This is a genomic window from Paraburkholderia sp. GAS32, assembly GCF_050434225.1.
GTDB classification, from domain to species: domain Bacteria; phylum Pseudomonadota; class Gammaproteobacteria; order Burkholderiales; family Burkholderiaceae; genus Paraburkholderia; species Paraburkholderia madseniana.
The window spans coordinates 1-12,024 of sequence record NZ_JBNPVS010000020.1 but is presented as its reverse complement, the minus strand read 5'-3'; the positions used below and the strand labels follow the sequence as shown (position 1 = coordinate 12,024).

6 protein-coding genes and 1 pseudogene are annotated in these 12,024 nt (G+C 60.2%); 3 read left to right on the top strand and 4 right to left on the bottom strand.

What is annotated here, in order from left to right; all coding sequences use genetic code 11:
* Positions 1 to 262: 262 nt before the first annotated feature.
* Together P3T25_RS23180 and P3T25_RS23175 are read right to left on the bottom strand one after the other, a co-directional pair.
* Positions 263 to 5,770 carry a trifunctional serine/threonine-protein kinase/ATP-binding protein/sensor histidine kinase gene (locus tag P3T25_RS23180; protein WP_266237163.1) on the bottom strand — a complete coding sequence of 1,836 codons (5,508 nt, stop codon included), beginning with the start codon at positions 5,768 to 5,770 and terminating at the stop codon, positions 263 to 265.
* A gap of 385 nt (positions 5,771 to 6,155) precedes the next feature.
* Positions 6,156 to 7,193, bottom strand: a complete 1,038-nt coding sequence (locus tag P3T25_RS23175; protein ID WP_171928988.1) for a LysR family transcriptional regulator — start codon at positions 7,191 to 7,193, stop codon at positions 6,156 to 6,158.
* A gap of 854 nt (positions 7,194 to 8,047) precedes the next feature.
* Here P3T25_RS23175 and P3T25_RS23170 point away from each other — a divergent pair.
* On the top strand, positions 8,048 to 8,419 hold the full coding sequence (locus tag P3T25_RS23170; RefSeq protein ID WP_171928987.1) for a response regulator transcription factor: 372 nt from the start codon (positions 8,048 to 8,050) through the stop codon (positions 8,417 to 8,419).
* A gap of 42 nt (positions 8,420 to 8,461) precedes the next feature.
* Here the strand turns inward: P3T25_RS23170 and P3T25_RS23165 are convergent, their stop codons facing one another.
* Positions 8,462 to 9,136 (bottom strand): response regulator transcription factor, encoded by a 675-nt coding sequence (locus tag P3T25_RS23165; protein ID WP_171928999.1) that lies wholly within the window; start codon positions 9,134 to 9,136, stop codon positions 8,462 to 8,464.
* A 542-nt stretch (positions 9,137 to 9,678) separates the two neighbouring features.
* Between P3T25_RS23165 and P3T25_RS23160 the strand changes: the two genes are divergently transcribed.
* The gene (locus P3T25_RS23160; protein ID WP_429359047.1) at positions 9,679 to 10,887 is read left to right on the top strand and encodes an NAD(P)/FAD-dependent oxidoreductase; all 1,209 of its coding nucleotides are present in this window, start codon (positions 9,679 to 9,681) and stop codon (positions 10,885 to 10,887) included.
* 122 nt (positions 10,888 to 11,009) lie between these two features.
* Here P3T25_RS23160 and P3T25_RS23155 read toward each other — a convergent pair whose 3' ends face one another.
* A complete protein-coding gene (locus P3T25_RS23155; protein ID WP_171928986.1) occupies positions 11,010 to 11,510 on the bottom strand; it encodes an Ohr family peroxiredoxin in 501 nt (166 codons plus the stop codon).
* A 169-nt stretch (positions 11,511 to 11,679) separates the two neighbouring features.
* Between P3T25_RS23155 and P3T25_RS23150 the strand changes: the two are divergent.
* A pseudogene (locus P3T25_RS23150) lies at positions 11,680 to 11,811 on the top strand (LysR family transcriptional regulator); the annotation flags it as partial.
* Positions 11,812 to 12,024: the final 213 nt, after the last annotated feature.

Here is a 12,024-nt window from a genome sequence, read left to right as displayed (position 1 = left end):
GAGGTACCCTGAGCATGCGCCAGGCTCGTTAAAGCACATCGTCATCGTAGGCGTGCGGCACCTGTTGCGGTAGACACGCAAACAGACACGCGGTGTTGCCCGCCCGGCACCAATCGAAGGCAGGCTCAAGGGCTTTCACCCAGTGGAAAGTGCCGCCCTTTTGCAGCACACGCGATCTGCGGACACTAGTCTGCACGCGCGCTCGGACATTCGAACGTCGGCGCAGGCCCGAACTGCAGGAGGTCCTCGCGCTGCGCGGCAATCACGATAGAAAGGCTGGATGGGCGGGCACGGTGAATTGAACGACCGCGCCGCTGGGTTGGTTTGCGCTCGCCCACAATCGACCGCCATGCGCGTCGATGATCGAACGGCAGATCGACAGCCCCATCCCCAAACCCGTAGGCTTCGTGGTGTAGAAGGGGGCGAAGACGCTCTCGGCGGTGTGCGGAGCAAAGCCCGGTCCCGAATCGCGTACTGTCACGAGCACGCAGTTCGAATCGGCTTTTCCTGTGCCGATAAGCAATTGCCGTACGCCATCACTGACACCACTCATCGCGTCGATCGCGTTGACGATCAGGTTGAGGAGCACTTGTTGCAATTCGACACGGTCTCCTTCGATGAATGGCAAACCTTCAGCGAGTTGAGTTTGCACTGAGGCGCCGCTCTTCGTGGCTTCGCCACGGGTAAGCTCGATCACCTCGCGGATCGCTTCGTTGATGTCCACAGGTTCCTTCTGCGGCGGCGTCTTCCTGATCAGCCCACGGATCCGCCCGAGCACGTCCCCCGCCCGATTGGCATCCTTGATAATGCGGCTGAGCACCTGCTCGACCTCGTCGATGTCAGGAGGTTGTGCGCCCAACCACCGCAGCGCAGCCTGAGCGTTGGTCACTGTCGCGGCGATTGGCTGATTGACTTCGTGAGCGATCGAGGCAGTAAGTTGCCCCATGGTTGCCACGCGGTTCGCGTGCGCCAGCGCCGTCTGCACCTCGCGATAGCGCCGCTCGCTCTCGTGGACCTTTTCCTCCGCCTGCTTGCGCTCGGTCAGATCGAGCACGAAGGCGACGCCTTCCTTCCGGCTCGCCTCGAAAGTGGCCGCGCCGACCATGACAGGCACACGGCTGCCATCCTTTCTGATGTATTCCTTCTCGAAGGGCTGCGCGCGCCCTGTCTGCATGGCCTCTGCCAGGGCTTGTTCATCGCCTTGATGCAATTCCGGCGGTGTCAGATTCCTCCAGCGTACGCGACCGGAGACAAGATCGTCCCGCTCGTATCCCACCATGTGAAGAAATGCGTCATTGGCTTCAAGAATGTCACCATCGGCATTCCAGACGATGATTCCGATGATGTTGGCGTCGACGAGACGCCGGATCTTCGCTTCACGTTCTGCGAGGTCGCGATACAAACGGGCATTTTCCAGCGAAATTGCGGCCTGCGAGGCCAGCAGCTTCAGTACGGCGATCCGGGCCGGGCTGAACGCGCGGGCTGCCAGATTGTTTTCGAGGTAGAGCGCGCCCGTGAGCTTCGCCTGATTCATTAGGGGCATGCAGAGAATGGAACGGCCGCCATGCGCACGGATGTAGGGATCTGCAGAAAACGACGACTCGGCTGCGGCATCGTCGATGAAGATGCTCTCCCCGGTGCGCAAGACATGGTAGACGATCGACTCCGGCAGCATCGCCGCGCTCACCGGCACATCGCGCAGTTGCAACTGGGTCGCTTCAGCGCCTGTCGTCGCTTCTGCCGCTATCCGTTGTTCGCCGCCGTCCGACAGAACCAGCAGACCTCGTTCCGCGCCCGCCTGTTCAATTGCCGTACGCATGACCATGTCGATCAGCTTTTCCAGAACGATGTCGCCCGAGGCGGCCTTCGACACCTTGATCACGGTCGCGAGGTCGAGGTGTTCAACGGACGCTGCGATCGTGGTCGTCGGCCCGGGCGTGGGCTCTTCCGTCGCCAGGTACGGATACCTCTCCTCGAGTTGCCTTACCTTTCCGTCTGCTCCCCAACGCAGGTAGCCGTAGCGGGCGTCCTGTAAATACACACGGGCAATCTTCTCGAGACCGCGTGCCGCGTAAAATCGGGACGCGAGTTCGTTGGCGAGCGCCTCGTTATGGGCAAAGCCGCTTTCCTGTGCCGAGCGGATGGCCTGCTCGTAGAACTGCTCGGCGTCGATCACGCGGCCTTCGATGCGGGCAATCTCGGCACTGACCAGTGCGGCGCGGTTCTCGAAATTGTCCGGGCAATTCTCCGCCCAGATCTTCAGTTGCCTGTGATGCGCCGCTACAGCGTCCAGGTGCTGTGGGTGCTCGCCGACCGGGACGGAGTCGCACAACGCGGCGTGGGCCAGCGCACCGTAAAAGTGATATTCGGCTTCCTCAAAAAACGAGGATGAGGTCCAGAGCAGGGGTTGCGCCTTCGATGCGGCATCCATGGCAACCGAATAGTCGCCTGCAAGATAGCGTGCCTGCAATTTCCGGATCCAGTACCAACACGCAGCGATCGCCAGTTCCGGATTTTCTGAAAAACGACGCTCGATCCGAAGTTCATCAAACTGCTCATCGTCAAGGCAGCCAAATTGCGGCGTGAGTCCCCGGAGAGTCCGGATCAGCGAGCGTTGCGTGGTGATGATGTCAATGACAAGACCGAACCGTGCCTTCTCGGCGAACGCGAGGCCATTTTCGGCTTCGCCTTGCACCTCAGGCAGCGGCTCGCCGGCGAAGAGGAGGTCCGAATTCAGATTGTTGCACGCGTAGGCCCCAGACGTGAGGTCTCCGATGCGGTTCGCCGCTTCGAACGCGCGGCGCAGCAGATCACGGCAAGCCCGCACGTGTTTCATCCAGCGCACGACGAAAGCGGAAAAGCAAGCGTACGTTCTCGCCTCAAGATGTTTTAGCCCGCGTCGCTCGACCAGTTCGTAGCCGAGCTGTCCGAGTCGGAATCCGGCCTGGTAGTCGCCGAAACGCGGTCCGGCTATCTTGCCGAGCATGACATAGGCGAAACAGGACGCATCGCAGTTGCCACGCTCGAGGCTGAGACTGACCGCCTTGCAGCTCATGAGGGCAGCCAGGTTCGCATCGGTATACAAGGCCGGCGAGAAACCCTTACTCAGAACACCGGCAGTCCCGAGGGATGCCGGATCATCCATCGGCGGCAAATCGATGAGTTCCTCGATGGTCCGGCCTGCAAGCAGCGACCAGATGCGATCGTACTCGCGCCGCACCTCCTCGTCGGTCGGATGGGGCGGCCACTCGATGCTGACGCGCCGGAGGAAGGCGAGACAAACAGCGATCGCGCGGTCGCTTTGATCGAGGGTCGTGCAGACATCGATGTGCAGGCTCGCGACGAGGGCTTGTTCGACCGTTGTCGTGGCGCGATTCGACAGCGCCGTGAGGCGCTCGTCTGCGACCGATAACTGCCCGGTCAAAAATTCGCATTCGGCCCGATTCAGTTCCAGCGCGAAGATCTCTCCATGCCGGCGCTCCCAGCAATCGTTGTTCAATAGTTCCGCACCGGTGACGAGATAGGTGAGCGCCGAGGCATAGGCTGTCGACGCCTTGGCGCGCTGGCCTGCGAGCAGGTTGAAACCGGCCAGTTGCTCCCGTTCGTCCTGCTCGGTGATCAGCGCGGCGCCGCGATTGAGCTGACCCACGATCTCGAAGATCGACTCCTCCTGCTTTTCCGGGGGCGTCTGCGCAGCGAGCAGCCGCCCGATCCGCAAATGGGCCTCGGCGCGCGAGGCTTCGGGGATCAGCGAATAGGCGGCTTCCTGAATCCGGTCGTGAACAAACGCGCAGGATCCGTCCAGCCGCTCGACCAGCTCATGACGGAGCGCCTCCCACAACGCCGCGTGGAGCTGCGCCTCCGGGATGCCGAGAACGGTCGAAAGATTCGTGATCCCGGCGACGTTGCCGAGACAGGCAAGCTGCTGCAACGCCTGCTGCGTCTCCGCCGGCAGGCGGGTCAGCTTGCCAACCATCAGGTCCACGACATTGTCGGTGTAACCCTTGGCACGAATGCGATCGAGATCCCAGGACCAGCACGCCGCGTCATGGTCGAAGTGGAACAAGCCCTCCTCGGCAAGCGAATAGAGAAACTGAATCACGAAGAACGGATTGCCGGTGGTTTTGTCATGCACCAGTTGAGCCAGGGGCTCGATGCGTTTCGGCTCTCTGTGAAGCGCGTCCGCGATCAACTGTCTGACATGCGAACTGGCGAGCGGCGCCAGTGCAATTTCATCGATCTTGACGCCCGCGTTCCTGATGGCCTGAAGCTTGACCGCTAGCGGATGCGCGGCTTCGACCTCGTTGTCGCGATAAGCGCCGATCAGCATCAGGTACTGCACGTCCGCCTGAGTCAATAGATCTTCGAGCAGGTCGAGTGTCGCCGCGTCGAGCCACTGCAGATCGTCGAGAAAGAGCGCAAGTGGATGTTCCGCCCGGGCAAATACGCTGATGAATCGGCGGAACACGAACTGGAAACGGCTTTGCGCCTGCTGCGGATCAAGCGCCGGGATCGGCGGCTGGTCACCGATAATAAGCTTTAGTTCAGGAATGAGGTCGGTCATGAGCCGCGCATTCGGGCCCAGCGCCTCCAGAAACGCACCGCGCCAGATCGCCAGCTCAGCGTCGCTCTTGCCGAGCAGCGGCCGTACCAGGCTTTGAATAGCCTGCACCAGCGTCGAATAGGGGATGTCTCGCTTGTACTGGTCGAACTTGCCGGATGCGAAGAGCCCCCGCGGCGGCACCAGCACCTTGTGCAGTTCATTGACGACCGAGGATTTGCCGATGCCTGAATAGCCGGAGACGAGCACTAGTTCCGGCGCGCCGCTCCTGACGATCCGGTCGAACGCGGCGATCAGGGTGTCGACCTCGCGCTCCCGCCCGTACAGCTTTTCGGGAATCAGCAGCCGGTCAGGCATGTCGTGTTTGCCTAGTGGGAAGGCATCGACGCGGCGCTGACGCTGCCAGTCGGCCAGGCAGTGCTGCAGATCACGCTCGACACCGGCGGCAGTCTGGTAGCGCTCCTCGGCCGTCTTGGCGAGCAGCTTCATGACAATGTGGGAGACCGCGGCGGGTACGGTCTCCATCCGCGTGCTGGGTGGCACCGGCTTTCTGGCGATATGGCAGTGCACCCACTCCATGGGGTCGGCGGCCGTAAACGGCAGTGCGCCGGTCAGCATCCGGTAAAGCGTGACGCCGAAAGCGTAGAGGTCGCTGCGCGAATCGATCGAACGATTCATCCGTCCGGTCTGCTCGGGTGCCATGTAGGCGAGCGTCCCGGCGATGGTTTCGGGCGGCTCGGGCGGTTGCCGCTCGCGTAGTAGCCGCGAGGCGAGACCGAATCCGGTGAGCCGCGCCTGTGTGTCGGCGCAGTTCACCAGGATATGAGTGGGCTTGAGATCCTTATGGACAAGGCCTTGCTGGTGGAGCTTGCCCAGCGCCGCGCTGATGCTCACGGCAAGCCGTAAAAAAATTCCCATTTCCATGGGTGCGCCGAGCAGCCGCGCAAGCGGCTCACCGCCGGGGTCCTCGAGCACGAGCAGGGTCTGGCCGCCTTCGCGCACCAGTTCCAGCGGCCGCACCGCCCATGCGTCATCGAGTTCGTCTTTCAGGCCGAACTCGTGAGTGAGGCGATCAAGGCTGGCCGGTAGTGGATGTTCGGCGGCGGGCCGCACAAGCAGGATGTTTTGGCCGTCGCCCTTGCCCGGGCGCTGCCCGCGGCAGAAAACGCGCTCGCCATCGTCCCACAAGGTCTGGAGTAGGTTACCCATTGGCGCCGGAAACAAATGTAGGCCTTCATCTGCCGCACACTGCTACCCGACATTGGTCTGGACGCTACATCCGTCCGCATGATCGGCGCGGGGTACGCTCCGAAATCGATTTACAGCATGGCATCTCATCGATTACCAACGCTGCAGGTGCAGGAATTCCGGCATGATACACCTCGACGACCGAGGCGCCATTGAGTGTGGTCGGATGAACGTGGCAAAGGCGGCCGAGACTCCCGGGCGCGGAGCAGACACGTCACACATCCCCGATGACAGCGCTACGTCCGTCAGCAATCGCGGAAACACGCGTCCAGCGCGTGGGAGGCCAGCGTCGCGAACGACGCCTGGAGGATGATCGCGCCGGCCGCGCACAGCGACGACGCCAGATTCACGCCGCCATCTTACCTGCGGAAGTCTCGATGTCATCCCCGTTGAACACGGTCAGGTAATTCAGGTCGAGCGCCCGAATCTCTTCCGTCATGAAATCGACAAACACGCGAATGCGTGACGGCAAGTGTTGTCGGCAAAGATAGCAGATGTAGTGGCCCCGGTCGTCCGGCACATGCTGCCTTAGAGCCATGACAAGCTCGTTGCGTGCAATGTAATCGCATATCTGATATCCGGGCATCTGGGCGATTCCACGACCATCCAGGACTGCCGTCAACACCAGGTCTGCGTCACTGAAAGTCAATCTGGCGGTCGGCAGATACTTTCGCACATGGCCTTCTACCTTGAACTCCCACTCGAAGACGCGACCGCTGGAGAACCTGAAGTTGATACAGTCATGCTGACCCAGCTCTTCGAGCGTCGATGGCAGTCCCCGCTCTTCAGCGTAGGCACGGGATGCGCAGAGTACCATCTGCATGGGAATCAACTGCTTCGCAATGATGCTGGAGTCCTCGATGCACCCGTCGCGAAACGCGACATCGATCTGTTCTGCAGCGAAATCGGCTGGCCTGTCATCCAGAAGCAGGTCGACGGCGATATCTGGGTAGGCCTTGGAAAACCGGGAAAGCAACGGGGCAACCACCTTGCGTCCAAATCCAACCGTTGAACTGATGCGAAGCAAGCCGCGAGGCGGACCCTCGCGGAGATCCAGCATGTCGTTCATCGCCTCGACGATATGGGTCACACCCTGATTGCAGTTCTCGAAGAACCTCTCGCCCTCTTGCGTCAGGCTTGTTGTCCTTGTCGTTCGGAGAAACAGGCGAGTGCTTAGCTGCATTTCAAGCTTCTGAACATTTCGACAGACAGCCGAGCGTCCAACCCCCAATCGTTCCCCGGCTTTGGCGAAGCTTCCCTCCGTAGCGACCGCCATGAACGCGATGATCCCCGCGTAGCTCGTCGCGAAACAGGTAGACAAGGCGTCAGCGCTACTGGGCAAGCCCACGCGAAGGCCGCGCTGCAATGTATCCGATTGATCCATTGATGTCTCCCGCTTCCTTCACCGTATTCGTTTGAGCTTTGCGTTGCATCCGTTACTGCAAGCAAATACGATGCAGATCCACTGCTCGCCGATATACGTTTCTGCCAGGCCACCTACGAACGTGTACTCGTCGCATGCATTTCCACCGATCAGGATGCGGTTGTGCAGTCCGTTGAACATGGTTTTTCCCTTCGAGACTGGTCGCCAAGCTTCGCTGGGTTGCGAGCGCACCGGCCGTGAGACAAGGGTAGGCGCGCGGTCGTCACAAAACCATTCTACGGACGGGTGGCGCTGCCTGTACATAGGCTTCGAACACTCATACAAACGTATAACCCGCGGGACGGGGACACCCCCCGCAAGGTGTCGGCGAGCTTCAGGCACGGATCGTCCGACGCCCCATTTTCGAGCATCTATTGCGAGCAGTGGTGCTGGAACCTGCATCAACGGTTGCTTCCGTCCATGGGGCAACGCCGTAAGCGCTGCGCAGATCCGGGTTGTCGACGGGCACGCAATGGATAAGGCAGTCTCGCAACTCCACACGGCGCGCATTTGCCTGTGTCATGCGCGTGTCGATCCGAATGTGGAGCGATCCCGTCACACGGTTCGATGCACGGTACGCGGTCATATTGAAGTATGAGGTTGCCGTCGCAGCGGACCCACAGGCCTTACCTGGCCTGGACGACCTTGAAGCACGATTGAGCGATGTGCTTGCGGCGCATTAACACGTTTGTATGATTCTCGGTCATCGGTACGAGAATTACGCTGGGTATCGTAGAAGCACGCGGTGGCGTTCTTGCAGAGCGCGGCGGTGTTTTGGCTACGTGCACTCCCTATTCTAAAAGTCGAGGCTGGTCTTGTGTTCCGCTCAGGTAGTTTCGATTGTCGACGACGACGAGGCCGTCCGCCTTGCGATGGCGACTCTCGTGCGCTCGTTCGGTAGGCATACACGCCTGTTCGCGTCGGCGGAGGAATTTCTGCAATCCGGCTACATAGCGGAGACGTCATGCCTGATCTCCGACGTCATGATGCCAGGCATGTCGGGGGTCGAGATGCGCGACCGCATACTGGTACTCGGATATGCGCCGCCGACGATATTCATCACGGCGTTCCCGGCGGCCGACCTGAAGGCGAAGGCCATGACGAATGGTGCACTGGCTGTACTCGACAAGCCGGTTGATGCCGACGCCTTTGCGCATTGGCTCAGCGTCGCGCTGGATCTGCCGTAGCGGACCGACGACATGCCGGAACGGCGCTCCCGATGTCGCCTGTCAAGACGACTTCTGGGGCTGTGGATTGACGCCCAGCGATTCCGATTTTCTGACGAGATCAGCGACGGATCGCGCTGCCATCTTTTTCATGGCCTGGCCACGGTGAATCTTCACGGTGATCTCACTGAGATTCATCTCGGCGGCAATCTGCTTGTTCATCAGTCCGGCCACGACGAACCCCATGACTTCTCGCTCGCGCGGCGTCAGCGATTCGTAGGCGGCACGAACCGCCGCGGTCGATTGTTCGGCCGCGAGGCGCTCACTGTCGCGCGCCAACGCATTGGTAACCGCATCCAGCATGTCCTGGTCGCGAAACGGCTTCGCGAAGAAATCGACTGCCCCGGCTTTCATCGCCTTGACCGTCATTGCGATATCGCCATGCCCTGTCATGAAGACGATCGGCATACGCACGCCGCTCTTCGCAATCTGTTCCTGAACGGCAAGGCCGCTTTCGCCGCGCAGCCTGACATCGAGAACCAGGCAACTCGGGGAGTCGCCCTTCGGGAACGCGAGAAAGTCCCGCGACGATTCGAATGTCTCCACCCGTAGCCCGACTGAGCGCAGCAGACCGCCGAGGGCGAAGCGAATCGACTCGTCGTCGTCGACCACATAGACCACGGGCTCCTTGCGGGTGCTTGAACCTTGGGAAGATGTCGAATGCGACCCCAAACTCATCTCTCCTCCTTTCTCCGGACCGGCGGTGCACGCGACGGCGTCGAGTCCGATGATGCCGGCCATGCTACCACGCACAAAACAACGAGCCGGCTTTGGTGAATCCGTTCTTTGTACAGATGTCCATCCACGCCCAGTTACGCGGCCGTCGGCCACGTGCTCACGAGTGTTTCCGCACTGCCATGCGTTTCGTCTGGCGGTTGCACGTCGCATCGGTGTTCTTCCTGGCCATTCGAGCGGCGACTTCGGACAGGCTGCGGATCTTCATGCGCAAAGAGATATTCGTTGATTGTTGTCGTCGAGGCAACATGGTGAGTTCGCTCACGGGGCTACTGGCCCTCGATGTCCGAGTCTACGATCCACCCTGACGGTGCCGCGCAAGCGATGTCTGTGATGTCGATTGGGCTTGCGGCCACCATCGTTCTCCGAGTCCGGGAATCATGCTCAGTCATCTCGGAACTCGCCGATGAACAAACCAGGCACCTGTTGCTATGAGTTCGGTGCTTATCATCGACTTCGTAATTTTCCAACCGAAGGCAATAATCATGTCGCAGAAAATCTTGATAGTAGGTGCCGGCTTCGCTGGAGTGTGGGGCGCACTAGGCGCAGCTCGTGTGCTCGATGGTGCCGGTGTAAGGAACAGTGACGTTGAAATCACCTTGATCTCCCCGAAACCGGAATTGCAGATCCGTCCGCGGCTATACGAAAGCGAGCCGCAGCGGATGGCCGCACCGCTGCGTTCGCTGCTGGACGCCGTGGGCGTGAATTTTCTGGAAGGCAGTGTCGAAGAGATATCCGTTCATGACAAGACGGTAAATGTCGTATCGGCCAACGGGTCAACGCGTTCGCTCGCCTATGACCGGTTGCTGTTGACCAGTGGCAGCAGGTTGAACAAGCCACCGGTTCCAGGTCTGGCGGAGTACGCATTCTCTGTCGATCGCATTGAGGACGCGGTAGCGCTCGACAATCACTTCGCAGAGCTGGTGAAACTGCCGGATTCGCCAGCACGCAACACTGTCGCAGTCGTCGGATGTGGCTTTACGGGTATCGAGGTCGCTACTGAATTGCCAAAGCGAATGCGCGAGCTATTTGGTGCTGACGCGGCGGTTCGTGTCGTCGTGATCGGATCGCAGGACGACATTGGTCCCGATCTAGGTCCCAATCCTCGGCCGTATGTATCTGAAGCCTTTGACTCGCTGGGCGTCGAGGCGGTACTTGGATCTGGCGTAGTGTCGGTCGATGCGGACGGGGTTCACACTGCGTCGGGTACCCGGATCGAAGCCATGACCGTGATCTGGGCGGGCGGAATGCGTGCCAGCTCACTGACAGCGCAAGTTTCCTCGCATCTTGACCCACTTGGGCGCGTCGAGGTGACACCTGATCTTCGCGTGGCCGAAGCGCCCGATGTGTTTGTAGCGGGCGATGTGGCGCGAGCCCGAAGCGACGATGACGGGCACTATGCATTGATGTCCTGTCAACACGCTATCGTGATGGGGCAATTCGGCGGGCACAACGTGGCTGCAGACCTGATCGGTGTACCGACACTGGAATACAGACAGCCGTTCTATGCGACTTGCCTCGACCTTGGCGAATGGGGTGCCGTTTACTCGGAAGGCTGGGATCGACAGATCAAGCTGACGCACGCCGAAGGAAAGGTGCGCAAACAGATGATCAACACGCAGTGGATCTACCCGCCCGCGCCGAACCGTACCGAAGCGTTGGCAGCGGGCAACCCGCAGGCTTCCCTCGGCTAACCGGTAGGCGTCACCAAAGCTGTTGCGGTGAGCAGAGTGGGTCAGCGATGTGTGGCGACGGTGGCAATGAACGTCTTCAACAGACGATCACACGCCACCGTCGCTTGGGTCAGCCAATAACGTCAGCCAACGACGGTCACGATATTGACGGTCCCTTGTCTGGCCATCTTTGCATACGGGCACAAGCGCTCGGCAGCTCGAACCATCTCTTCCGCTACGCGTCGGTCAACGCCGGGCATCCGGACCCGGACGTCGATGACCAATGCATAGCCTCCGTCCATGGGATCACGACCAAACGAAACCTGCACCTCCACAACAGTCTCGTTGATCTCCATGGCGGCGCGTTTCCCGAGCAGGTTCAGTGCGCCGTGAAAGCACGCGGCAAAGCCCGCCGCGAACAGCTGCTCGGGATTGGTCCCGTTACCGGGTCCACCGAACTCAGCGGGCAGCCGCAGTTCAACAACAAGATTTCCGTCATCTGAACGAGCCACTCCAGATGCGCGGCCGTGTCCCGTCTCGCCGCCCGAAACGGTGACAGTCGTTGTGTACAGTGGATGAAAATCCCGGCCTCGATACCTGTCGAGGAGGGAGAGCGGGGGGGCTTCCAGCTTGTTGTTGTCCATGGTGCACTCTCGAGGTCCGTGACGCGCGCTCCGATTCCTGGTTAGCCTACGAGGCAACGCCGCTTCAATGGTAGATGAGCGCAGAGGGTGACGGTAGGGTGGTACAGGTACACACGGTGTTTCCAGTTTGGCGACAATCTAAATAGTCAGATGAAACCGGAGCGCCCCGTCGAAACTGTTGATTCCAATGCAGATGGTACTCCGCGCATCCCGTGCCTATGCCGAAAAGCACGGACTGCCATCGACACTGGAAGAGCTGGATCAGCACGACTGTATCGACTTCAGGTTCTCCAGTGGCCGGCCGGCTTTGGCGAACTGCGTTTCCGGATCGACACAAGTCTCGATACCCACGCGGCGTTACTCTCATTGGCTTGCGCGATCATCTTCTCAAGCTTCCTTGCGCAGTTTTGTTTGCGATACCTAGTCTTACTGTGTCAATAAAAAGCGATACCTGGTAGTATGAAGTAATAGAGACTGCGGGCGATCGCAATGACAGAAGAGATCGATGAATTTG

Coding starts and splice junctions, on each gene's coding strand:
- P3T25_RS23180 (WP_266237163.1), bottom strand. CDS start 5,770: ATGGGTAACCTACTCCAGACCTTGTGGGACGATGGCGAGCGCGTTTTC.
- P3T25_RS23175 (WP_171928988.1), bottom strand. CDS start 7,193: ATGGATCAATCGGATACATTGCAGCGCGGCCTTCGCGTGGGCTTGCCC.
- P3T25_RS23165 (WP_171928999.1), bottom strand. CDS start 9,136: ATGAGTTTGGGGTCGCATTCGACATCTTCCCAAGGTTCAAGCACCCGC.
- P3T25_RS23160 (WP_429359047.1), top strand. CDS start 9,679: ATGTCGCAGAAAATCTTGATAGTAGGTGCCGGCTTCGCTGGAGTGTGG.
- P3T25_RS23155 (WP_171928986.1), bottom strand. CDS start 11,510: ATGGACAACAACAAGCTGGAAGCCCCCCCGCTCTCCCTCCTCGACAGG.